The 22755-nt window shown below is 64.5% G+C and carries 19 protein-coding genes and 1 pseudogene; 12 read left to right on the top strand and 8 right to left on the bottom strand.

Annotated elements, in window-relative coordinates:
- Positions 1 to 10: 10 nt before the first annotated feature.
- Together AC0L30_RS00100 and AC0L30_RS00095 are read left to right on the top strand one after the other, a co-directional pair.
- Positions 11 to 1630, top strand: a pseudogene (locus tag AC0L30_RS00100) (inorganic phosphate transporter).
- 714 nt (positions 1631 to 2344) lie between these two features.
- Positions 2345 to 2755, top strand: a complete 411-nt coding sequence (locus AC0L30_RS00095; protein ID WP_007594128.1) for a hypothetical protein — start codon at positions 2345 to 2347, stop codon at positions 2753 to 2755.
- An 83-nt stretch (positions 2756 to 2838) separates the two neighbouring features.
- Here the strand turns inward: AC0L30_RS00095 and AC0L30_RS00090 are convergent, their stop codons facing one another.
- Positions 2839 to 3978, bottom strand: coding sequence for a lysozyme family protein (locus AC0L30_RS00090; protein WP_007594130.1), 1140 nt, complete (start codon positions 3976 to 3978; stop codon positions 2839 to 2841).
- 251 nt (positions 3979 to 4229) lie between these two features.
- On the opposite strand from AC0L30_RS00090, the gene AC0L30_RS00085 reads away from it, so the two are divergent.
- Positions 4230 to 5507, top strand: a complete 1278-nt coding sequence (locus AC0L30_RS00085) for a L,D-transpeptidase (RefSeq protein WP_473403691.1) — start codon at positions 4230 to 4232, stop codon at positions 5505 to 5507.
- A 242-nt stretch (positions 5508 to 5749) separates the two neighbouring features.
- Positions 5750 to 6016, top strand: a complete 267-nt coding sequence (locus AC0L30_RS00080; RefSeq protein WP_035993166.1) for a hypothetical protein — start codon at positions 5750 to 5752, stop codon at positions 6014 to 6016.
- Positions 6017 to 6285: 269 nt separating this feature from the next.
- Here AC0L30_RS00080 and AC0L30_RS00075 read toward each other — a convergent pair whose 3' ends face one another.
- From AC0L30_RS00075 to xylB, 4 genes are all read right to left on the bottom strand, one after another.
- Positions 6286 to 7233, bottom strand: a complete 948-nt coding sequence (locus AC0L30_RS00075) for an ABC transporter substrate-binding protein (protein WP_007594140.1) — start codon at positions 7231 to 7233, stop codon at positions 6286 to 6288.
- 98 nt (positions 7234 to 7331) lie between these two features.
- A complete protein-coding gene (locus AC0L30_RS00070) occupies positions 7332 to 8387 on the bottom strand; it encodes an ABC transporter permease subunit (protein ID WP_007594142.1) in 1056 nt (351 codons plus the stop codon).
- The gene (locus AC0L30_RS00065) at positions 8380 to 9909 is read right to left on the bottom strand and encodes a sugar ABC transporter ATP-binding protein (protein ID WP_007594148.1); all 1530 of its coding nucleotides are present in this window, start codon (positions 9907 to 9909) and stop codon (positions 8380 to 8382) included. Before AC0L30_RS00065 ends, AC0L30_RS00070 begins: the two co-directional genes overlap by 8 nt.
- 210 nt (positions 9910 to 10119) lie before the next feature.
- Positions 10120 to 11565 (bottom strand): xylulokinase, encoded by a 1446-nt coding sequence (gene xylB, locus AC0L30_RS00060; RefSeq protein ID WP_035995078.1) that lies wholly within the window; start codon positions 11563 to 11565, stop codon positions 10120 to 10122.
- A 111-nt stretch (positions 11566 to 11676) separates the two neighbouring features.
- On the opposite strand from xylB, the gene AC0L30_RS00055 reads away from it, so the two are divergent.
- The 6 genes from AC0L30_RS00055 to AC0L30_RS00030 all read left to right on the top strand — a co-directional run bounded on the left by AC0L30_RS00055 (position 11677) and on the right by AC0L30_RS00030 (position 18204).
- The gene (locus tag AC0L30_RS00055) at positions 11677 to 12927 is read left to right on the top strand and encodes an MFS transporter (RefSeq protein ID WP_007594157.1); all 1251 of its coding nucleotides are present in this window, start codon (positions 11677 to 11679) and stop codon (positions 12925 to 12927) included.
- Positions 12928 to 12958: 31 nt separating this feature from the next.
- The gene (locus AC0L30_RS00050; protein ID WP_007594159.1) at positions 12959 to 13786 is read left to right on the top strand and encodes a PhzF family phenazine biosynthesis protein; all 828 of its coding nucleotides are present in this window, start codon (positions 12959 to 12961) and stop codon (positions 13784 to 13786) included.
- Between the two features lie 69 nt (positions 13787 to 13855).
- Positions 13856 to 14254, top strand: coding sequence for a Rid family hydrolase (locus tag AC0L30_RS00045; RefSeq protein WP_354127298.1), 399 nt, complete (start codon positions 13856 to 13858; stop codon positions 14252 to 14254).
- Positions 14255 to 14391: 137 nt separating this feature from the next.
- Positions 14392 to 15585: a M20/M25/M40 family metallo-hydrolase gene (locus AC0L30_RS00040; RefSeq protein WP_007594165.1), complete on the top strand. Its 1194-nt coding sequence runs from the start codon at positions 14392 to 14394 to the stop codon at positions 15583 to 15585.
- A gap of 115 nt (positions 15586 to 15700) precedes the next feature.
- Positions 15701 to 16789, top strand: coding sequence for a mandelate racemase/muconate lactonizing enzyme family protein (locus AC0L30_RS00035; protein ID WP_007594167.1), 1089 nt, complete (start codon positions 15701 to 15703; stop codon positions 16787 to 16789).
- Between the two features lie 266 nt (positions 16790 to 17055).
- Positions 17056 to 18204, top strand: coding sequence for an amidohydrolase (locus AC0L30_RS00030; RefSeq protein ID WP_473403611.1), 1149 nt, complete (start codon positions 17056 to 17058; stop codon positions 18202 to 18204).
- Positions 18205 to 18388: 184 nt separating this feature from the next.
- On the opposite strand, the gene AC0L30_RS00025 is transcribed toward AC0L30_RS00030, so the two are convergent.
- Positions 18389 to 18973, bottom strand: a complete 585-nt coding sequence (locus tag AC0L30_RS00025; protein WP_007594171.1) for a DUF1349 domain-containing protein — start codon at positions 18971 to 18973, stop codon at positions 18389 to 18391.
- A 320-nt stretch (positions 18974 to 19293) separates the two neighbouring features.
- Positions 19294 to 19509: a hypothetical protein gene (locus AC0L30_RS00020; RefSeq protein WP_007594172.1), complete on the bottom strand. Its 216-nt coding sequence runs from the start codon at positions 19507 to 19509 to the stop codon at positions 19294 to 19296.
- A gap of 94 nt (positions 19510 to 19603) precedes the next feature.
- Between AC0L30_RS00020 and AC0L30_RS00015 the strand changes: the two genes are divergently transcribed.
- On the top strand, positions 19604 to 20389 hold the full coding sequence (locus AC0L30_RS00015) for a DUF72 domain-containing protein (RefSeq protein WP_007594176.1): 786 nt from the start codon (positions 19604 to 19606) through the stop codon (positions 20387 to 20389).
- Here the strand turns inward: AC0L30_RS00015 and AC0L30_RS00010 are convergent.
- Positions 20386 to 21573 (bottom strand): CaiB/BaiF CoA transferase family protein, encoded by a 1188-nt coding sequence (locus tag AC0L30_RS00010; RefSeq protein ID WP_473403610.1) that lies wholly within the window; start codon positions 21571 to 21573, stop codon positions 20386 to 20388. The genes AC0L30_RS00015 and AC0L30_RS00010 overlap by 4 nt on opposite strands.
- A gap of 164 nt (positions 21574 to 21737) precedes the next feature.
- Here AC0L30_RS00010 and AC0L30_RS00005 point away from each other — a divergent pair, with 164 nt between their 5' ends.
- Positions 21738 to 22625 carry a VOC family protein gene (locus tag AC0L30_RS00005; protein WP_007594178.1) on the top strand — a complete coding sequence of 296 codons (888 nt, stop codon included), beginning with the start codon at positions 21738 to 21740 and terminating at the stop codon, positions 22623 to 22625.
- Positions 22626 to 22755 lie beyond the last annotated feature (130 nt).

Genomic DNA, 22755 nt, shown 5'->3' with positions numbered 1-22755 from the left:
AGCAATCCCCATGTCCGATCTCGCACTCAACGATGCACGTCCGGCCGCGCAAGCCGCCGCCAAACCCGACCTCCACAAGAAACCCCATGTCAGCATGGTGGCGGTCTTCCTGCTCTTCCTCGTCAGCGGCATCGGCTATGCCGCCTACGGCATCTTCACCGATACGCAAAGCGTCGGCGAGCCACTCGCGATCAGTGCGCTGCTGCTGCTGGGCGTCGCCCTCATGATCGCACTCGGCTTCGAATTCGTGAACGGCTTCCATGACACCGCCAATGCAGTCGCGACCGTCATCTACACCCACAGCCTGCCGCCGCTGACCGCGGTGATCTGGTCGGGCGTGTTCAACTTTCTCGGCGTGCTCGTTTCCACCGGCGCGGTGGCCTACAGCGTGATCACGCTGTTGCCGGTCGACCTGATCCTCCAGGTCGGCAGCGCCGCCGGCTACGCCATGATCTTCGCCCTGCTGATCGCGGCAATCATCTGGAATCTCGCGACTTGGTCGATGGGCATCCCGAACAGCTCGTCGCACTGTCTGATCGGATCGATCATGGGCGTCGGGCTTACCAACGAGCTTCTCGCCCCCGCCGGGCAGGCCACGTCGGGGGTCGACTGGACCCAGGCCATGAGCGTGGGCAAGGCGCTGCTGTTCAGTCCGGTGGTCGGCTTCGCGTTGTCGGCCTTGCTGCTGCTGTTGCTGAAGGCCGTCGTTCCCGTGCCGAAGCTGTACCAGGAGCCGAAGGGCAAGACGCCGTGGTGGATCCGCGGCATCCTGATCCTGACCTGCACCGGCGTGTCCTTTGCGCATGGCGGCAATGACGGGCAGAAGGGCATGGGCCTCATCATGCTGATCCTGATCGGCGTGGCGCCGACCGCCTACGCTCTGAACCGGACCATGCCGGATTCGAGCACGCCGGCGTTCGTCGACATCACCAGCAAGGCGAAGTGGGTGTTCGCGGCGCATGCACAAGGCGCTCAGCAGGTCAGTCCGAACGATGCACGCGGCCTGATCGGGACCGCGCTCAAGACCCGGAACCTGAACCGGCCGGACGTGTTCGCAGCGCTCGCAAGCCTGTCCGACGAGGTCGCCAATGGCGTGAAGAGCTACGGATCGATCAGCCGGGTTCCGGCGGCGGCGACGCCCAATATGCGCAACGACATGTACCTGGCAGCCGACGCCATCCGTCTGCTGCCCGAGGCGGGCGCCAAGCTCGAGCCGGCCGATGCCGCGATCCTGAAGAACTATCGCACCAGCCTGGAAGACGGCACGCGCTTCATTCCCACCTGAGTCAAGGTCTCGGTCGCGATCGCGCTTGGCCTCGGCACCATGGTCGGCTGGCGGCGGATCGTCGTGACGGTCGGTGAGCGCATCGGCAAGCAGCACCTGACCTACGCGCAAGGTGCTTCGGCCGAACTGGTGGCCGCCGGCACCATCCTCGGCGCTGAGTTTTACGGCATGCCGGTGTCGACCACGCATATCTTGTCAAGCGGCGTCGCCGGCACCATGGCGGCTAACGGCTCGGGGCTGCAGACGGGCACGATCAGGAACATCGTGTTGGCATGGGTTCTGACATTGCCCGCGGCCATGCTGATCGCCGGCCTGCTGTATATGATGTTCCACGCCGTGATCTGACCGTTCGCCATCTGCAACGATGGTCTGTCGGCGCGCCACTTGCGCACGGGCCGCCCGATCGTGTAACGCCACCGAAAAGCTGATCGGGACGGGACGCTGATGGGGACCGCGCCACCAACGACGCGGGCGGTGCCCGCGCGCTGATCCTTGCGTTGCTCGCATTGGAGCGAGATCAAAATAGCTGTCTTCTCACCCGCCGTGCACGGCAAGTCTCGCTGCCGCATGCACGGCGGCGCACGGAGATCAGGCGCGCCGAAAGGAAATCAGAATGCGCAAACGCACGGCGCATTCACGCGTGATGCGGCCGCTGAACGAAGGCAGCTTCACGAGGTGCTGGATGATGCGTTGAAGCTACTTGGGGAGCTGTCGCGAGTTGCCGAATAGATTCTCAAGCCAGCGTAGATCGCAATTGTTGTTGACGAGGACGCTTGCAGAGACCCGCAACAGATGCCCTGCAGACTTGCACCGTGGGTCATTTTCTTAAAGTCCCTGAGGGCTTTGCTCGGCTACGCCGTCACGAGCGGACAAGCTCGGCGCCAGCCTGGAGATCGGCTAAGGGTTGAAAAGCAGCAGTGGGCGCCAAGCAAATGCTGTTGGTCCACGCCTGGGCGGGCTAACGCTGCGCTGGCGCGCCAGAAAGCCCTTGACGCAACAGAACACCATGGATTTGGATCGGTCGGAGGGCCTTGATTAGTCGATGGACGGAGCCGACCCTTGGGATTTTTGCTGAGAATTATGCTCGCAACCGCTTTCGTGAACCTTGCTCCAGCCGTTGTACAAGCGAAGAAAGCCGTCGCTTCTCCTGCCTTGCAGAAGGAATTCGATGCCTTCATCGAGAGGTTTCGCGCGGCGCTGAGGACAAACGATTCCGCCGCCGTCGCCGGTATGACACGATTGCCGTTCATGAACGACAGCGCAATTCGTGACGCCGCGCAATTTCGCGCCAAGACCTATCCGACCTCGTTCACGGCGAAAAACCGCGCGTGTATCCAGCGCGGCAAGGCCGTCTACGACCGCGATCAAGAGAACAATGACACTTACTTCGTCTTCTGCGGCGAGGTCATCTTCGTCTTTACCAAGACGCCGGCGGGGTTCCTTTTTACCGATGTCGGCGCGAATGACTGATCAGGCAACAATATAAAGCGCATCCGCGCGACCAGCGACGGAAGGCCCGCTCGCCCGCGGGTGCGGCAACTCCTGCTAACCACTCAACGGGAGTTCACTGGTGCCTGCGCCCGCTCGGCGTCGGCGGTCGCGGTGCCCATGTATTTCGATTGGAAATGAGCAACCCGCTCGCGCCACATTCCGACGAACGCCTCCGACGTCAGCTTCTCCACGGATTTCCACGCCTCTTTGACGGCCGGAAGCGTATTGCCCCAGATCGCGCGCCTGCACCATTTTTCGCCCTTCTCCCTGCCTTCGCCGGTGGCGCACATCGATTTCCAGGCGATGCGATTGGGTTGGCTGAGGTGCTCCGCGGCGCCTTCCCAGCCCTGCTGATGGATCAGGTAAAGATCGTTCAAGTCCGGCTTCCTGTGCGTCACCCACTGGAATAGAATGCCTTCCGTGATGACCTTGTAGGCTGCCGCAACGGCATTATCGCGGGGACTAAGAATGTCTCCGGAGCCGAATTTTCTGAACTCGTATTTGCTCAGCTGGAACAGCCCGATATATGACCCGGTGCGCTGCTTGGGATCGAAACCGGACTCGACCTTGGCCACGGCCTTCATGAAAGTGAAATCCAGACCGAAAGCGTCGGACGCGCGCTTGATCTCTTCCACCGGCGTTCCGACCGGGATGTCCTTGAACGAACGCAAGACGATCGCCGCCGGCTTCTCGGCAGGCGGCAGTTCGGACCAGACATAACAAATGAGATACCGGAAATCCTGCGGCCCCGTGCTGGAGGCACCGCCGGATGCACCGCACGTGGTCGGCGCCAGCTGGGCGACATCGTGGTGGCCCAAGTCCACCGAGTCCTGCGCAGGCGGTAAATCGGCCGACAGCGTTTGCGACGAATCGGGCAACGCGGCCACGACGATCGATTCCGATTTATCCGAGGCCGCCGTGGTGTCGGTGGCCGTCCCCGCCGCGGGCTCAGCGGCCGTCGCCACTTCGGCGCTAGCAACAGCGGCGTTCGCGGGTCCGGTGTTGCCCATTGCGATTGCCTGCGGTTCATCCGCGAGCATCGCGGTAGCGGCGAGAGATGCTGCGCGGTCCTGGATGGTCACTGCGCGGGCGTTCTCGGTGCCGGCCGGACCCAAGCCAGCCAGCCAGCCAGCGATCCACCCCGCGAGAACGACCGTTCCGCAAAACGTCGGCGCCACTATCGCAAATCGCCGCGGGTTCATGATGCCGTTGCCCCCATAGGCTCCACCGGAGCCGTGTAGAAAAGCCAAGCATGCGAAGAGGCTCATTCTTGGGTTCAATGTGGGTCGCGCAATGGCGCAAACGGCCGCTCGTCAATTTTTCCGAAACGTGTTGCCCGATTGCAACGCGTCGATCGCAAGCAATCGCGCCCGTCTCAGCGGCAACTCCCACGGTAATTGTGAGTACGGTCCAATTTTCGACCCACTGCGACCAGATTTGGAGGAGAGGCTTGGTGCGCTGTCAGGATGACGCATCAGGCTTCGGCTTCGCGCATCGTCTCGAAACGATGGAATCGCGCCTACGGGACCGGGCGATGCTCGTTAAGGAATTACCAGCAATGCAGCGCGCGATAACAACCGCTGTACTCGCCATTTTCATGCTCCCTGCGGGGATCGCACACGCTCAATTTCTGTTTGGACCCCAACACACGTTCTGGCGAAGCCCATACGCTCCGTACAAAGACAAGCACCACCACCGGCAGACAAACTCTGAAACGGCCAAGAGCGTTCGGCCCGAGCCCCTTCCGAAGGGCCCGCTCCAGATCATCATCTCGCTCGCAGACCAACGGGTCTCGCTTTTTGACAACGGGGCCCTGATTGCACGCTCTTCGGTGTCCACGGGAATGGAGGGGCATCCGACTCCCCTCGGCGTGTTCAGCGTCATCAGCAAAGAACGATGGCACCGTTCAAATATTTATAGCGCCGCCCCCATGCCCTACATGCAACGCATCACCTGGTCAGGGATAGCGTTGCACGCCGGTGTCGTGCCCGGGCATCCAGCGTCACACGGCTGCATCCGTTTGAAAAATGATTTTGCCGTTCGACTCTGGCATCTCACGAAGCGCGGCACGCGCGTGATCATTGCGCATGGTGATGTCCAGCCGGTCGAGATAACCAATCCGCATCTTTTTCAACCGAAAGCCGCGTCCGGTTCGTCCGAATTCCAGAGTGCCACCGTCGCAACCAAGAGCATCGGTGCAGCCGCGGCAACGCAGGGATCACTGGTGTCAAGCGCCGAGACTCCAGAAGCCGCCAGTCTCCAGGAGCCGGGCTCGGCTCCCGCTGCAAGCGTGCCTAAAAAGATCGTCCCGATCTCCATCTTCGTCAGTCGTAAGTTGAGCAAGCTGTTCGTGCGTCAGGGCTTCACGCCGTTGTTTGATGTCCCGGTCAAGATCGAAAATCCGGAGGAGCCGCTGGGAACGCACGTGTTTACCGCAATGGAATTCCAGAACGAGGGAACGGCTATTCGCTGGAGCGTCGTGTCGATTCCAGAGGAATTGCCCCGTATGTCCGAAGCTGCCACGAAACGGCGAGAAGCGCCCGCGAAGCAAACCGCGCCGGAACCGTTACCCGACAAAGCCAACGCGGCGCTCAACCGCATCGAAATGCCCCAGGGTACGGTTGAGAAGATCTCTGAACTCCTGACGCCGGCCTCTTCGTTGATTGTTTCCGACAACGGAATTAGCCAGGAGACGGGAAAAGACACGGATTTCATCGTGGTAACGCATTGACGCGGCGGCGCACCCCACCAACACACGATGTCGCTGCGCAAGCCGGTGGAATTGTCCGATCGCAATTCTGGTGCAACTTGATGTCCGCACCTGAGCCAAAGCGGCGCGAGGTCGGCTAAGGGTCACAAGCGGTCATGGACCGGCTGCGCGGGACAGGTCAGCTATGGGCCAAAAGGCGACCTTCACTCGGACGAAATAGCATAGTAATTTGGGTGCAATTCCATGACCGGCGTCGGAGGCCGATGAGTTTCAAGATCACACTTGTTTGCAGTGGGATCGATGCTTCTGCTGGGGCGATAGCCGCACAAGACATCGAAGCTGAATTCCGCGATCACCGTCGATGGCATCAAGCTGTCCACTGTCGTTATGAAAACGGGACCTTGATCCTGTGCGGGAAGAATGACTTTGATAGAGCTGGATTGGCACTTCTTGACGAGTTTGGCGACTGTCTCTCCGCGTACCTTAAGGATCACGGTGCTGTTCGTGTCCTCTCCGTAGAGACCGCTTAACGAGGGAACCACCGCTGTGGGAAGTCTCCTATGGGTCACAAGCTGAACTGGTGCATTGAAAGCCAGGGGCCCGCTTCGTGTCGAAAAGCGGACGTCGGGTGGTTGAGTCTGCGGGTATGATTAGGGACAGGATTGAACCTGCGACCTCAAGATCATGAGCCTAACGAGAGCGCGGTCGACCCAGCCCCGGTCAAACGCTGCATGCCGAGCTAGCACCACGCCACGCAAGCCGGCCAGCGCCACATCCGGCGCCGGCCGTCTCGCGCCCGCTACTGCGACCGGTCCGAGGTCCAGCCCTTGTACTCGCCGACATTGTCGCGCGTCACGAGTTTCGACGGCAGCAGCTCGACCGTGGACGCCGGCTTCTGGCCGTTGAGGATGTTGACGCCGACCTGCACGGCGCGGCGGGCCATGAAGAACGGGTCCTGCGAGGCGGAGGCCTGGATCTGCTGCGCCTGCGGGTCCTTCAGGGCTGCTTCGATATCGGGTGCGCCGTCGACCGCGGTGATGATGATGCCGGTGCGCTGCTGCTGGCGCGCCGCAAGGTCGGTGCCGATCGCCTGCGGATCGTTGATGGCGAAGATGGCGTCGATCTTGGCGAAGCGGGTCAGATAGCCCTGCGCCACCGTGAGGCCGCCTTCGCGCGAGCCCTTGCCGTCCTGGTCGTTGGACAGGACTTTGATGCCGGGGTTCTTGCCGAACACGTTCTTGCAGCCGACGACGCGGTCGATCACCGCGGAGACCTGCGGGCCGTTCTCGATGATGACGTCGCCTTTGCCTCCCAGCTTGTCGACGATGTACTGGCAGGAGATCTCGCCGGCCTGGACGTTGTTGGTGGTCACCGTGGCGTCGGCGCCTTCGGCCGCGGTGTCGACGGCAACGACGACGATGCCGGCGGCCTGCGCCTTCTTGATCGCCGGGCCGACCGCCTTGGGATCGCCGGGGTTGAGCAGGATCAGGTCGACGCCGGCGGCGATGAAATTGTCGATCTGGGTGACCTGCTTGCCGAGGTCATATTCGAAGCCGACGGTGGTGATCTTGACGTTGGGGTTGGTCTTCTTGGCCTCGAACTCGGCGCCCTTCGACAACGCGACAAAGAACGGATTGCCGAGCGAGCCCAGCGAAACGCCGATCGACTTGAGCTCCTTCGCAAAGGACGGCGCGGAGCTCAGGACGAGCGCCATCGCGGCGCCGGCAAACGAGATCGACTTCAACATTGGCTTCCTCCCTGGTCCGTTTGAAGCTCCGGCACGGCGACCAGTTGCCGTGACGAAATGAACATGACGGCGCAGCGCCCGCTGCATTTTTTCCGCGCTCACGTGCGGGCCGAGCCCTGCAGCCGATAGCGGTCCAGCGCGACCGCGCCGATGATCACCAGGCCCTTGATCACGTATTGCCAGACGTCGGATACGCCGATCAGGATCAGGCCGTTCGACAACACAGCAATGATCAGCGCGCCGACCAGCGTTCCCCAGATCGAGCCGATGCCGCCGACGAAGGAGGTGCCGCCCAGGATCACGGCGGTGATGGCGTCGAGCTCGTAGGACTGGCCGAGCTGCAGGCCATTGGCGGCGTAAAGGCGCGCCGCCTGCATCGCGCCGCCGAGCCCCGCGAGCAGGCCGGACACGCCATAGACGAAGATCAGCACGGCCCAGACCTTGATGCCGGCGAGCCGCGCGGCGCTCTCGTTGCCGCCGACCGCGTAGATATGGACCCCGAGCACGGTGCGCTTGAGCACCAGCCACGACACCAGGATGACCAGCAACGCGATCACCCAGAGCCAGGGAATCGATACGACGCCCGGAATGAGCGTCAAAGCGCCGTTGCCGATGAAGGCATAGGGGATCGACGGATTGAACACCGTGGTGTCGGCGCCGAGCAGACGCGCCGCGCCGCGCACGGCGGTCAACGACCCCAGGGTGACGATGAAGGGCGGCAGGCGCAACAGCGCGATCAAGCCGCCATTGAGAATGCCGAAGACGGCGCCGGTGAGCACCGCGGCCGGCAACCACAGCGCCCCGAGATCGGGGAATTTGGAGATGATCAGCCCGGCCATCGCCGACGCCGCCAGGATGGAGCCGACCGACAGGTCGATGCCGCCAGTGAGGATGACGAAGGTCATGCCTGCTGCCAGTACGGTATTGACCGCGGACTGCTGCACCACGATGCCGATGTTCTGGCCGGTGAAGAAGCGGCCGTCCGACAGCACGTGAAAACCGATGCACAGCAGCAGCAGCACCGGCAGCATGCCGACCGCGCGAATGATCATCCGCGTCCGCTGCCGCTTCGTCTCCTGCGCGGCGGCAAGACCGGGCGCGACGGGGACGGCTTTGGCGGGGGCGGTGCTGGAGGAAGCGCCGTTCTCAGGCATCGAGGTGCTCCGTTCCGGTGGCGAGGGCCATGATGTCCTCCTGGCTGAGCGGCGATGTCGCGTTGCGCCGGATCTGCCCGGCGATATGTCCCGCGCGCATCACGATGACGCGGTCGCAGATGCCGATGATCTCGGGCAGGTCGGACGAGATGACGAGAACCGCGGTGCCTGACTTCGCGAGATTGTCGATGATCGAATAGATCTCGGACTTGGCGCCGACGTCGACGCCGCGCGTCGGCTCGTCGAGGATCAGGATCTTCGGGCCGATCGCGAGCAGCCGCGACAGCAGCACTTTCTGCTGGTTGCCGCCGGAGAGCCCGCCGGCGGGAACAGCGACATTCGCAGCACGGATGCCGAGCCCCGCAAACGCGCGTTTGGCGCGGTCGCGGGCCTTGTCGCGGTCGAGGATGCCGCCGAATTTCGCATCCCGGCCGAGCACCGCGAGATTGATGTTGTCGAGGCAGGACATGTCGAGGAACAGGCCGAGCGCCTTCCTGTCCTCGGTGAGATAGGCAATGCCGGCATCCAGCGCCTCACCGGGCGTGCGGATCGAGACCGTGCGCCCCTCGATCTCGACATGACCGGAGACCATCGGCGCGGCGCCGATGATGAGGTGCGCAAGCTCGGTGCGGCCGGCGCCGACCAGGCCGGCAAGGCCGACGACCTCGCCCGCATGCACCGTCAGCGAACATCCCTTGACGCGCCTGCCGTCGGCGATGTCGACGGCCGCGAGCACGGGAGCTCCCGACCGCGCATCATTCCTGGGATCATGCTCCTTCTTGTAGAAGGAGGAGACGTCGCGACCCACCATCATCCGGACGATGGTGTCGGCGCGGATGTCGCCCTTGTCGAGCGAACCGACCAGCGTACCGTCACGCAGCACCGTGACGCGGTCGCCGAGCGCATAGACCTCGTCCATGCGATGCGAGATGTAGATGATGGCGAGCCCTTCGGCACGCAGCTGGCGGATCAGCGCGAACAACCTTTCGCTCTCACCGGCCGACAGCGCGGTGGTCGGCTCGTCCATGATCAGGATCCTGGAGCGGGCGTGCAGCGCGCGCGCGATCTCGACCAGTTGGCGCTGGCCCATCGAGAGATTGGCGACCTGCGTCTGCGGCGTGAAATCCGCGCCGAGCCGCGCCAGGATCGGACCGACGCCGGCCTGCATCGCCTCGCGCGCCAGCAAGCCGCCGCGGGAGACCTCGCGACCGAGATAGATGTTCTCCGCGACGCTCAGATTGGGGGCGAGCGAGAGTTCCTGATAGATGATCGCGATGCCGGCCGCGCGGCCGCCGAGCGGACCGCTGATCTGCACGGGCTGGCCGTCGATGCGGATTTCGCTGCCCGGGTCCGGCCGGTAGGCGCCCGACAGGATCTTCATCAGGGTGGATTTGCCGGCGCCGTTCTCGCCCATCAAAGCGTGGATCTCGCCCGCGTAGACGGTGAGGTCGACGTCGCGCAGCGCCTTGATGCTGAAAAACGATTTAGAGACCCGGCGCATCTCGAGGATGGGCTCGCTCATCACACCTCCCCCATGCGCCGACGGCGGCATCGCAATCTCACCCGCGTCTCGTTGGTCCCCGGCGCGGGTGCAAGCATTAAACAAAAGGTTGTGGCGCAGGGCAATACCTCACGCATGCCGACGAACGGTCCGGCGCTGCTTTTATCTTTTGCAGACGGAACCGATCCCGCGCGTGATGCCTTTTCTTCGCCACATCATCGCGTATCGCGATCAGCGTCGCGGCCGGTACAGGCGGCGCCATTGCGGAAGCCGCTCGGCATAGGCCTGCGCAAGCGCGGGCTCAGGCTCGAAGGTCTCGACGCGCCGTGGTGCAGTGCAGACGGCATCAATCGCCTCCCCGGTGACGGCGAGGCGGCCAAGCCGCGCCGCACCAAACGCCGCGCCCGTCTCGCCGTCGGCAAAGCGATGCATGGGGATGTTCAGGACATTGGCCAGCACTGCAAGCCAGAACCGCGACCGCGAGCCGCCGCCGATGACATCCGCCTCCGCGATCGCCAATCCGGTCTCGGCAAGGACGTCCCGGCAATCCGCCAGCGCGAAGGCGACGCCTTCGAGCACGGCTTGCACGATCGCATCACGATCGGTGGCGTGACTGAGCCCGTCGAGCATGCCGCGCACATCCGGATCATCGTGCGGGGTGCGTTCGCCGGAGAGGTACGGCAGGAAGCTGACCTGCGACGGCGCCCGCGGGCGGCACCCGAGCGGCGCCAGCAGGTCGGCCTCGGAAGTCCCCAACAGCCGCGCGATCCAGGCCAGGCACGAGGCCGCCGAGAGGATCGCGCCGGCTTGTATCCACCTGTCGGGGACGGCGTGACAGAACGTGTGCACGACCCGCTCCGGATTGGCCGCGATCGTCTCGGTGGGCACCAGCAATGCGCCGGAGGTTCCGAGCGAAATGAAGGCTGCGCCGGGATTGATGGCGCCGATGCCGACGGCTCCCGCCGGATTGTCGCCGGCCCCGCCGGCGACCATCGGCCGCCCGGTCATGCCCCAGCGCTGCGCCAACTCGCTCTGCAGCCGTGCCGCCGGCGCGCAGCCCTCGACCAGACGCGGCATCCGCCGGCGCGACAGCGCGGTCGCGGCGAGCCCCTCATCCGACCAATCGCGGCTGACAACGTCGAGCCACAGCGAACCCGAGGCGTCCGAGACATCCTCAATCGCCTCGCCCGTCAGCACCAGGCGCAGATAGGCCTTGGGTTGCAGCACGAGTGTTGTCGCCGCGAAGATCTCCGGTTCGTGCCTCGCGACCCACAGCAATTTTGGCGCCGTGAATCCCGGCATCGCCTTGTTGCCTGTCGTCATTCGCAAGGCGGGCCAGCGCCGCTCCAGCTCGGCGCATTCCGCAAACGACCGTCCGTCATTCCAGAGAATGCAGGGCCGCAACGGCGTGTGACCGGCGTCGAGCAGCGTCGCGCCGTGCATCTGGCCGGACAGGCCGATGCCCTCGACCGCGGCCAGTTCGCGCGCGTGATCTGCCTTCAGCGCGTCCAGCGTCGCAAATGTGGCCTCGATCCACTGCGCCGGGTCCTGCTCGCAATGGCCGGAACGCGGCGAAGAGACCGTCAGCGACCGGCTGCGGCTCGCCACCACGCGCTGCGCGTCGTCGACCAGAACGGTTTTGACGGCAGAGGTGCCGAGGTCGATGCCGAGATACATGATGTCACTTGCCTTGTGCATCCATGACATTGCGGCCATGGCGTTCCCGATGTTGGCACGCACCCGTCAATCATGTAACCCCACCCGAAACCTTCTCGGGACGCAACGCCCATGACCACCGCCGCCACCAACGACGCGGGAGCCACCCGCGCGCTGATCTTTGCGCTGCTTGCGCTGGCCTGCGGGCACATGCTCTCGACCTTACTGCGCACCATTCCGGCGGTCAGCCTCGATTTGATGGCGGCGGATTTCGGCATCGAACCGCAGGCGCTGGCGAGCCTCACCTCGGTCTACCCGTTCGCGTTTGCGGCCGCGCAGATCCCGGTCGGTGCGGCGATGGACCGCTTTGGCGTGCGGCCGGTGTCGCTGAGCCTGCTCGCGGGAACCGTGGTCGGCGCTATCGCGTCGGGGTTCGCGACGGGCCCCGAAAGCTTCGCGGTCGGTCAGGTGCTGCTGGGCGTTGCCACCTCCGGCATGCTGATGTGCCCGATGACATTGGCTGCCAAGCAATTGTCGGCTGCGCGCTTCGGGCTGTGGTCGGGCGCGATCCTCTCGATCGGCAATATCGGCATGCTGTTGTCGTCGAGCCCGCTCGCCTTCGTGGTCGACACCTACGGCTGGCGCGCCGGGTTCTGGATCTCGGCGCTCGGCGGCGTCGCCGTGGCGCTCGCGGTGTTCCTGCTGGTGCCGAACCAGCCGGCCGAGCACAAGGACGAATCCTCGCCGCTGTCGCAGATGATCGAGGTGCTCAGGCTCGGATTGTCGCGGCCCTTGCGCGGCCTGATCGCGCTGGCGCTGGTGTCGCTTGCGACCTCGCTGGTGCTGCGCGGCCTGTGGGGCGGGCCGTGGCTGATGCAGGTCAAGGGATTGTCGCGGGTCGAGGCCGGCAACCAGCTCGGCGCGTTCACGCTGGCGATGATTGCAGGTCCGCTTCTCGTCGGCATGATCGACCGCAGGCTCGGACGCCGCCGCGCGCTGGTGGCGGGAACACACCTGGCCGGCGCATTGCTGCTGGCGCTGATGGCACTAGGGGCGCCGCATTATGCCGTCTCGAAGCTGCTCAGCCTTCCCGTGATGCCGCCGCAATACGACCTCGTACTGTTCGTGCTCATTGGCTTGGCGACCTCGGCACAGCCGCTGCTGTTCGGCATGTCGCGGCAGCTCGTCGATGCGCAAGTGGCAGGCAAGGCGCTCGCGGCGATCAATCTCGCCTTCTTCCTCGGCGCGGCGCTGATGCAGTCGATCACCGGCGCGGTGGCCGCGTTCGCGGGACTGCCGGCGGTGCTGTTGTTCATGGCAGCCATGCTTCTGTTCGGTACGCTCATCTTTCTGGCCTATACGCGGACCGTCCAAAACCGGTAGGCTCGGAGTTCCTGGTCTTCTGGAGGGACGAATGGACGTGCAGCGGATCGCCGCTTTTTCGCAAGGAGAGAACGGGGGCAACCCTGCCGGGGTCGTACTCTGCGACGCGCTGCCTCCGGCCGACCGGATGCTGGCGATCGCGGCGGAGGTCGGGTATTCGGAGACGGTCTTCGCCGCGCCAAACCAGGATGGCTGGCGGGTACGCTACTTCGCCCCCGAGATCGAGGTGCCGTTCTGCGGCCATGCAACGATCGCGCTCGGGGCCGCGCTCGCCCTTGCCCATGGCGAAGGCACCTTCGCGCTCCAGCTCAACGACACAGCGATCACGGTGACAGGCTGGCGGAAGCAGTCCGCACTGATGGCGGCGCTGCAATCGCCGCGCACGCGCAGCGCGCAGGCGCCCGACGCACTGGTCGCGGCCGCGCTGGGCCTGTTTTCGTACAGCGTTGCCGATCTCGACCCGCGCCTACCTCCCGCGATCGCCGAGGCCGGCGCCCGGCATCTCGTCCTGGCCCTGGCGAGCCGGCAGAAGCTGGCCGCGATGCATTATGACTTGGAGCAAGGGCGGCAGTTGATGACTGCAGCCGGCCTCGTCACCATCAGCCTCGTCCATGCCGAGACCGACACGCTGTTCCACGCCCGCAATCCATTCGCAGCCGGCGGGGTCTACGAGGATGCCGCGACAGGCGCCGCGGCCGCGGCCCTCGCCGGATATCTGCGGGACCTTGGCTGGCCTCATGGCGGCACGATTGATATCGGTCAGGGCGAGGACATGGGCGTGCCGTCGCGGCTGCGTGCCGAGATCAGCGCCGAACCCGGCGCGAGCATCCGGGTCTCCGGGGCGGCCCGGCAGATGTAGCCGGCGAAGTCCCGGCAGGAGGATGTCAATTCGCAGACATCCGGTGCGGAAGGCGTGCTGATGTCGTAGATGCAGACGTGGGAAATCGTTTTGATCAGGAAAAGCGTCATGTCCGGCTATCCTTTTGAGGACAGCTACGGCTATGCGCGTGCCGTCCGTGTCGGGGACCATGTCTTCGTCTCCGGAACGACGGCTCGTCCTCCAGCACTCGAAGGGGATGCGTACATACAGATGCTGGGCGCAATCGCGATAGTCGCCGAGGCGCTTGCAGATGCTGGAGCGGAGCTGCGGCACGTGGTGAGAACAGTCGTCTACGTTCTCGATATGGCGGACACACACCAAGTCGCCCGCGCCCATCGCGAAACATTCGGGGCGACGCGTCCGGCAAGCACGCTCGTTCAGGTAGCCGCTTTAACCCCCGCCCGGGCTCGTGTCGAAATAGAGGCGACGGCCATCGTGCACGACTGATCGGACGGGAATAGCGGTTGGTTCTGGGACCATGCGCGCACAGCAACGCGGCGCCACAGTTCATGCGTTGAGGCCGCCTTGCGAAACAAGTTGCCGCAGGGGATGCTGGCAGGCACCGTGCATCAAAGGGACATCTCATGCCTGTCGACACCAAAGCCGCCACCGACCGCCTCATGCGCTTTCTCGCCGTCGAGGGCGTCACCGGACAGGAGGCGGCGATCGGGCGTGAGCTCACGGCTGCGCTGAAGGAAAGCGGCGTACCGGCGAAGGCGATCCGGCTCGATGACGCCAATACGCGCATTCCGGTGCCGACCGAGACCGGCAACCTCATCGTCGATCTGCCCGGCCGCGGCGCGCTGCACAACCAGCCGCGCATCATGTTCATGACCCACATGGACACCGTACCGCTCTGCGCCGGCGCCAGGCCGAAGAAGTCGGGTCGCAAGATCGTCAACGAGGCCAAGACCGCACTCGGCGGCGACAATCGCTGCGGCTGCGGCGTGCTGGTGACGCTGGCGGCCGAGCTCGAGAAGCAGCAGCTCGATCATCCGCCGATCACGTTGCTGTTCTGCGTGCGCGAGGAGAGCGGGCTCTACGGCGCGCGCCACGTCAATCTCGACGAGCTCGGCTCGCCGGTGATGGCGTTCAACTATGACGGCGGCTCGGCCTCCAACGTCGTCATCGGCGCTGTGGGTGCCGACCGCTGGACCGTCGAGATCTTCGGCCGCGCCTCGCATGCCGGCGTCGCGCCGGAGCGCGGCATTTCATCGACCATGATCATGGCCCTCGCGCTCGCCGACGTGAAGGCCGGCGGCTGGTTCGGCAAGGTGGTCAAGCGCAAGCAGCAAGGCACCAGCAATGTCGGCCCCGTCACCGGCGGCGAGGGGCGGCCTGCGGGCGACGCCACCAATGTCGTCACCGACTACGTGCATGTGCGCGGCGAAAGCCGCAGCCACGACGGAAAGTTCTTCAAGGAGATCACGAAAGCCTACAAAGCCGCGTTCGAGAAGGCCGCCAAGAGAGTCACCAATGCGCAAGGCAAGTCCGGCAAGGTCAAGTTCAAGGCCGAGACCGATTATTTCCCGTTCCGCATGAAGGACAACCTTCCCGTCGTCAAACGCGCGGTCGAGGCCGTGTCCGCCATCGGCGGCACCCCGAACGTGCGCACCGCCAATGGCGGCCTCGATGCCAACTGGATGGTCCGCCACGGCGTTCCGACCGTGACCTTCGGCGCCGGCCAGAACGAGGCGCACACCATCGACGAGTGGATCAATCTCGACGAATACGATCGCGCCTGCGCGCTGGCCGTGCAGCTCGCAACGATGCGGTGAGCTAACTTCGTAGGATGGGTAGAGCGCAGCGAAACCCATCGCTACTTGCGAAGATGACGATGATGGGTTTCGCTGCGCTCTACCCATCCTACAAGAAAAAAATAAGGGAGGCTGCATGCCGCGCATTTCGACCATCGAGACCGGATTCTACCGGATCCCCCTCCCCGTCATGCTCTCCGACTCGACCCATGGCGACATCGCGGCATTCGAGCTGATCACCTGCCGCATCCGCGATGCCGATGGCGCCGAGGGCGTCGGCTACACCTACACGGTCGGGCGCAATGGCGGCGCCGTCGCCGACATCCTCAAGCGCGAGATCCCGCCGCTGGTCGAAGGACGCGAGGCCGATGATACCGAAGCGATCTGGCATCAGGTCTGGTGGGGCCTGCATTATGGCGGCCGCGGCGGACCGGCCGTGCTGGCGCTCTCGGCGCTCGATATCGCGCTGTGGGATTTGAAGGCGCGGCGCGCGAAATTGCCGCTGTATCGATTGCTCGGCGGCTTCGATGCGCGCGTGCCCTGCTATGCCGGCGGCATCGACCTCGATCTTTCGGTCGAGGCGCTGCTGAAGCAGACCGACGGCAATCTCGCCAAGGGTTTTCGCGCGATCAAGATGAAGGCAGGCCGCCCCGATCTGAAATCGGATGTCGCCCGGGTCGCGGCGATGCGGCAGCATCTCGGCGACGGCTTTCCGCTGATGGTGGATGCCAACATGAAATGGACGGTCGAGGACGCGATCCGCGCCGCCCGCGCGTTCCAACCCTACGACCTCACCTGGCTCGAGGAGCCTGTTATCCCCGACGATGTCGCGGGCCACACCCGCATCATGCAGGCCGGTGGCGTGCCGATCGCGGCGGGCGAAAATTTGCGCTCGCTGTGGGAGTTCAAGAACTACATCGTCGCGGGCGCGGTGTCCTATCCCGAGCCTGACGTCACCAATTGCGGTGGCGTCTCCGCCTTCATGAAGATCGCGCGGCTGGCGGAAGCGTTCAACCTGCCCGTCACCAGCCACGGCGCGCACGACATCACCGTGCACCTGCTCGCAGCCTGCCCGAACCGGTCGTATCTGGAGGCGCACGGTTTTGGGCTCGACAAATATATCGAGCATCCGCTGGTGCTTGAGGACGGGCTTGCGCTCGCGCCGGACCGGATCGGCCACGGCATCAGCTTCGATTGGGACGGGCTGGCGAAGCTGTCGGCGTAGCGCGGAGCCACGAGCGCGAGTGCGCCCCCTCTCCCGCTTGCGGGAGAGGATTGGGGAGAGGGTGTCTCCGCAGTGAGATCCCCAATGACGATCGAGCCCTCTCCCGGCCTCTCCCGCAAGCGGGAGAGGTGAAGTGGAGCGCAGTCGGTCTGCCCCGGCAATCACTAACGCGTTGCTGCACGCGAGGCATTCGCTGACGCTTGATGCAAGCTGCGGTTATTCGGCTATGGTGTCGATGCCGACACACAAGCCGAGAGATTCCCGCCTTGACCCCCGAGCTGCACCAGAAACTGACGGCGTGGCGCCGGCATTTGCATGCGCATCCCGAACTGTCCCTCCAGGAGAAAGCCACCGCCGCTTTCGTGCAAGACAAGCTCACCGAGCTCGGCATTCCCTTCGTGTCAGGCATCGGCGGCCACGGTATCGTCGCGACCCTCACGCGAGGGGCTGCACAGGGCCGCGTCGGCCTGCGCGCCGACATGGATGCGCTGCCGATCACCGAAGATACGGGGCTAGCTTACGCTTCGCAAAATCCCGGTGTGATGCATGCCTGCGGCCATGACGGACATACCGCTTCGCTGCTCGGCGCCGCCGCGCTGCTCGCCGCCGACACCAGCTGGAGCGGGACGGTTGATTTCATCTTCCAGCCGGCCGAGGAAGGTTATGGCGGCTCGCGTGCGATGGTCGCGGCCGGGCTGTTCGAGCGCTTTCCAATGGAGCGGGTGTTCGGTTTTCACAACTGGCCGGGGCTTGCCGCCGGCACCATCGCGGTCCATGACGGCGTCGTCATGGCCTCCGGCGGGCGCATCACCATCACCATCGATGGCCATGCCGGTCACGCCGGCATGCCGCATTTGACGCGCGATCCGGTGATGGCGGCCGGCCATTTGATCGTGGCGCTGCAATCGATCGTCTCGCGCAGCGTCGATCCGCTCGACACCGCCGTGCTCTCGCTCTGTACGCTCGAAGGCGGCACGGCACGCAACCAAATCGCCGGACGCGTCTCGATCGGCGGCACGCTGCGCTACCATCGCGATGCGGTGAAGGACACCGTCGTGGCGCGGATCGAACAGATCTGCGCCGGGATTGCCACGAGCTTCGGCGTCAAGGTGACGCCCGAGATCGTCATGGGCGTCGGCGTCGTGATCAACACGCCGGCCGAGGCGGATCTCGCCCGCCTCGCCGCGGACAAGGTACGGGCCGAGCTGCGGCGCGACCTCGCGCCCAGCATGGCAGGCGAGGATTTCGCCCACTTTCTCTCGCGGCGCCCCGGCGCCTTCGTCTGGATCGGCAATGGCGAATTGCGCGACGGCGCCGAGCTGCACGGCCCGCGCTATGATTTCAACGACGCGATCCTGCCGGTCGCATCGGGCTGGATGGCGGAAGTCGCCAAGGCGGCGCTGGCTTCGAACTAGACTGTGCATCCGTGAATGATACTGCACTTGATGCCCGCCATGCTTCCGACGGGTCAAAGGCGGCGGTCTGCACCGGGCAACGGCTTCTGCCCTACCCCGACTCCACACCTGCCGCTGCAATGCGCCAACCGACGGCGATGGGCGACTTCAGACTTCAGCGCTGCCTCCGGCCGCGCCAGCAGCCTCATTCTAGATCGTGAAGGTCCTTGCCGAGCGGCGCCGTCATCCGAAACTCCGAAAAAGCCACTTCCAGCCCGGCCCGCTCCGGCGTGCAAGCCATCGGTCCAACAAGATAGGAAGGTTTCTTGGCAAACGGCGCAAGCCTCATGAGAGGCCAAACCTTGCCATCGTTCGAAGCTTGCACACGAAGAACGCCATGAGCAACGGTTACCCGCAATCGGAAGTCACGTGCGTCGTGCTCATAGGGTGCTGTTGCCCAGTCCGACCGCCCATCCGTCAACACGCTCGAAAGCATGGCCCGTCCGTCCGCAAATTCGATTCCGGCCTTAAGCCAGCGATTAGCGTCTACGCGCACCATGATGCCGGCTTGATCGTAGAGCGCTTGGAAATTACCTCGCACCCGCAACTCGGCCGTGAAGGCATCCCCGGCCAGAAACCCGAGAAAATGTCCGTTGTCGCGGATAAAGCCGTAATGAGTCTCGCGCCAGAAGTCGGTGGCATTGTCAGTGACCACTTCAAGGCTGTTGCCCTCCTCGGTCCATTGTTTCGGCTCATTCAGCCAAATGCCGTCAGATCTGCCAAGTATCATTTTAACCTCGATGCAAACCATGTGACGGTCTCGACGAGCTTTCGGGTTTCGGCCCGACATCGCGATAGCGGCATCGAAGAACTGAACCTGAGCAAATCCAAATCCGTCATGCCTCGCTGAACGGGCCTCAACGAGGTGCGCCACTACTTCGTCGACGGACCAATTTCGAAAGTCGGCGATCAGCCGCCGCGGCGGATCATCTTGAGGCCCGACCGTCTTGCCGTGCTTCAAGCGATAACGAACTCACCGGGTCTTGCGCATTCATCCGGCTAAGCCTGGCTGCGCGTAGTAAGCTCACCGCCCTGCGAACACGCGCCCGCTCAAGAGATCTCGCGCGGCAGCTTCCAGCCCGGCTTCGGCTCGAACGTCTCCTCGACCTGCGCGACGTGATAGCCGGCAGGCAGAAGCCGGCCGCCCTCCTCGTCCGCGACCGGCACGTCGGTCACCAGCCCCTCGATCAAGGCGGCTTCCCACACTTCCTTCTCGGTGGGAAAGGGGTCGCCGATCTGCTTATTGCCTTCGAACAGCGCGTACATCGGTTCCGGTCCTGCGTTGATCAAGCTCACGAGCAACGTATCGGCCGCACGGACGTTCCCATCCGGCAAATCGCAACGGATGGACACGGCAAACATGGCGCGCGTTCTGATCGGAACTTCCGGCTGGCATTACGCCTCCTGGCGAGGCCCGTTCTTTCCCGAGGGCGTGACGCTGAAGCAGCAGCTGAGCTACTACGCCGGACAGTTCGACACCACCGAGCTGAACGGCGTGTTCTACCGCACCCCGACGCCGGAGGCCGTCGAGGGTTGGCGGGAGCAGACCGGCCGCGATTTCGTCTTTGCCTGGAAGGCCTCGAAATTCATCACGCATTGGAAGCGCCTCTCGGATCGCTCGGTGAACAGCCTCGAGCTGCTCGAGGATCGCATCTCACGGCTCGGCGGCAAGGCCGGCCCGATCCTGTTCCAGCTGCCGCCGCAATTCGAGGCCGACGCGGACCGCCTCGCCGGCTTCTTCAAGCTGCTGTCGCGGAAGCGGCGTTACAGTTTCGAATTCCGTCATCCGAGCTGGTATCAACCGCGCATCTTGCGGATGCTGGCCGACGAGAACATTTCGCTGTGCCTGTCCGACCATCACGACGCGCCGGCGCCATGGAAGCGCACGGCGGATTTCGTCTATGTGCGCGGACACGGGCCCAGCGGGCGCTATCACGGGCACTATGCGAAACCCACGCTGGCGCAATGGGCGCGGCGCATCAAGTCCTGGAAGCGGCAGGGCTGCGACGTCTATGTCTATTTCGACAACGACCAGAAAAGCGCGGCGCCGGCCGATGCACAGGCGTTGAAGCAATTGCTCAGCGTGCCGCAAAGCGCGGCGATCACGACGGCAAGCCGCCGTGCAGGTGCCGTTGTTCACCGCTAGACGATGCCGCCCTGCCGGAGCGCCGCGATCGCGGCCTTGTCGTAGCCGAGCTCGCCCAGGATAAGGTCGGTATGCTCGCCGAGCGTGGGCGGGCGCGTCGCGATTTCACCGGGCGTTTCCGACAGGCGGACGGCGGCGCGCGCCACCGGTGCGGGCTTCGGCAAGCCGGGATAGTCGACGTCCTGCATGAATCCGGCGGAGCGGATGTGCGGATGATCCAGCGCCTGCTGCGGGCTCAGCACGGGGCCGGTCGGAATCATGGCCTTGCCCAAGGTGTCGACGGCCTCCTGCGTGGTGCGCTCGGCGCACCAGCGCGCCATCCGCTCGCTGATGACAGGGCCGTTGTTGCCGCGGCTGATGTCGTCGGTAAAGCGCGGATCGTTCAGCCAGACCTCCTCCTCACCCATCAGTTTCGCCCAGCGCTTGAACAGCGGATGCCCCGTGACCTGGCACAGCACCCAGCCGTCCCTCGTGCGATAGATGTCGGCGGGCGCCGCGGTCTGGCCGAGATTGCCTGTCGGCACCCGATTGACGTTGATGACGGCCTGCTCGATCAGCGTGGCATTGGTGAAGGACAAGGCGGTGGCGAGCAATGCGCCCTCGACGATCTGCCCGCGCCCGGATTTGCCGCGCTCGATCAGCGCGGCGAGCGTGCCGAACGCGCAATGCAGCGCGGTCCCGAAATCGACCCAGTTGACCGCAGCCCGGTAGGGCGGATCGCCGGCGCCCGTCATGTACACCGATCCCGACATGACCTGGCCGACACCGTCGAAGCCGACGCGGTCGGACCATGGCCCCGGCCCGCCGAACGCGGTGGCCGTCGTCAGGATGATGTCCGGCTTGATCGCCTTGAGCGAATCGTAGTCGAGCTTCATCGCGCGCAATGTCTGCGGCGGCAAGTTGGCGACGACCACGTCCGCGGTCGCAACCAGCCGGCGCATCACCTCCTGCCCTTCCTGCTTCATCGGATCGAGCGTGAGGCACTTCTTGTTGCGGTTGACCTGAAGGAACAGCGCGCCTTCGCCATTTTCGCCGACCGGCGCCACGAAGCGATCCTCGCTGCCGTCGCGCTTTTCCACGCGAATGACCTCGGCGCCGAATTCGGCCAGCAAGGTCGCGCAATAGGGCCCCGCGATATAGCGCCCGAAATCGAGAACCCGGACGCCGTCCAGAACCCCTCCCATCGATCTCTTTCCTTTGTGCTGTTCGTCAGCTTACAGGGATTGGCATTTGCGGCAAGGTGGCAACGGACGCCATGCCCCACCCTCGAGATGTGATCGGCGAATCATTTCGACTGGCGGAAATTGTGCTCTAGTATGGACCTCCCTCCCCAATCAGAGCCCCGTCCATGCCGCAACAATTCGATCGATCCAAAGAAGATCTCGGCAACGCGATCCATTTCGAGCACGTCAACATCCAGGTCCCGGACCAGCGCCTCGCCACGCTGTTCTATGTCGCAGGCCTCGGGCTCACCCGCGATCCCTTTCTGATGGTGTCCGACACCAACATGTGGATCAACGCCGGACGGAGCCAGTTTCATTTGCCGAGCGGCCGGCCGCAAGTGCTGCGCGGTCATGTCGGGCTGGTCATCGCAGGCCGCGAGGCGCTGCTGGCGCGATTGGCGTCAGTCGCGAAGAAGCTCGAGGGCACGGCGTTCGCCTTCGCCGAGCGTAACGACCATGTCGAGGCGATTTGTCCGTGGGGCAACCGGCTACGCTGTTACGAGCCCGACGCCGCGCGCTTCGGTCGCGTCGCGCTCGGCATTCCCTATGTCGAGTTCGACGTGCCGGTGGGATCTGCCGCGCGCATCTGCACCTTCTACCCCGAGATCATGGGCATGCCATCCGAGTTGCGGAACGGCGACGGCACGGTTGCCGCCGTGAAGACCGGCCGCGACCAGCATCTGTTGTTCCGCGAGACCGATCAGCCGCAAGGCGACTATGACGGCCACCACGTGCAGATGTACATCACCGATTTTTCCGGCCCTTATCGCAAGCTGCTGGCGCGCGATCTGATCTCGCGCGAGGACAATCAATACCAGTACCGCTTCTGCGACATCGTCGATCTCGACAGCGGCAAGCCGCTGTTCACGGTCGAGCACGAGGTGCGCAGCGCCACCCACCCGATGTTCATGCGGCCGATGGTCAATCGCAATCCGGCGCTGAACAATCGGAACTATGCATCCGGCCACGATCAATCGCTTTGGGCGATGGGGCCGGATCAATACGAGGGATAGGTGATAACCAAGTGCCGCGCCTAGCCGCAGCAACGTCGGAATGACCGAAGTCCCGGCCGGGGGGGGGGGGGGGGGGGGGGGGGGGGGGGGGGGGGGGGGGGGGGGGGGGGGGGGGGGGGGGGGGGGGGGG

The sequence above is a fragment of the Bradyrhizobium sp. MI1.11 genome (assembly GCF_055811255.1).
Note: the sequence above shows the minus strand (reverse complement) of the source record. Positions and strands in the feature narration are given on the sequence as shown.

Bases quoted from the DNA above. Each gene is read 5' to 3' on its own strand.
- AC0L30_RS00090 (WP_007594130.1), bottom strand. From the start codon at position 3,978: ATGAACCCGCGGCGATTTGCGATAGTGGCGCCGACGTTTTGCGGAACG.
- AC0L30_RS00080 (WP_035993166.1), top strand. From the start codon at position 5,750: ATGAGTTTCAAGATCACACTTGTTTGCAGTGGGATCGATGCTTCTGCT.
- AC0L30_RS00075 (WP_007594140.1), bottom strand. From the start codon at position 7,233: ATGTTGAAGTCGATCTCGTTTGCCGGCGCCGCGATGGCGCTCGTCCTG.
- AC0L30_RS00070 (WP_007594142.1), bottom strand. From the start codon at position 8,387: ATGCCTGAGAACGGCGCTTCCTCCAGCACCGCCCCCGCCAAAGCCGTC.
- AC0L30_RS00065 (WP_007594148.1), bottom strand. From the start codon at position 9,909: ATGAGCGAGCCCATCCTCGAGATGCGCCGGGTCTCTAAATCGTTTTTC.
- xylB (WP_035995078.1), bottom strand. From the start codon at position 11,565: ATGTATCTCGGCATCGACCTCGGCACCTCTGCCGTCAAAACCGTTCTG.
- AC0L30_RS00055 (WP_007594157.1), top strand. From the start codon at position 11,677: ATGACCACCGCCGCCACCAACGACGCGGGAGCCACCCGCGCGCTGATC.
- AC0L30_RS00050 (WP_007594159.1), top strand. From the start codon at position 12,959: ATGGACGTGCAGCGGATCGCCGCTTTTTCGCAAGGAGAGAACGGGGGC.
- AC0L30_RS00045 (WP_354127298.1), top strand. From the start codon at position 13,856: ATGCAGACGTGGGAAATCGTTTTGATCAGGAAAAGCGTCATGTCCGGC.
- AC0L30_RS00040 (WP_007594165.1), top strand. From the start codon at position 14,392: ATGCCTGTCGACACCAAAGCCGCCACCGACCGCCTCATGCGCTTTCTC.
- AC0L30_RS00035 (WP_007594167.1), top strand. From the start codon at position 15,701: ATGCCGCGCATTTCGACCATCGAGACCGGATTCTACCGGATCCCCCTC.
- AC0L30_RS00025 (WP_007594171.1), bottom strand. From the start codon at position 18,973: ATGATACTTGGCAGATCTGACGGCATTTGGCTGAATGAGCCGAAACAA.
- AC0L30_RS00020 (WP_007594172.1), bottom strand. From the start codon at position 19,509: ATGTACGCGCTGTTCGAAGGCAATAAGCAGATCGGCGACCCCTTTCCC.
- AC0L30_RS00015 (WP_007594176.1), top strand. From the start codon at position 19,604: ATGGCGCGCGTTCTGATCGGAACTTCCGGCTGGCATTACGCCTCCTGG.
- AC0L30_RS00010 (WP_473403610.1), bottom strand. From the start codon at position 21,573: ATGGGAGGGGTTCTGGACGGCGTCCGGGTTCTCGATTTCGGGCGCTAT.
- AC0L30_RS00005 (WP_007594178.1), top strand. From the start codon at position 21,738: ATGCCGCAACAATTCGATCGATCCAAAGAAGATCTCGGCAACGCGATC.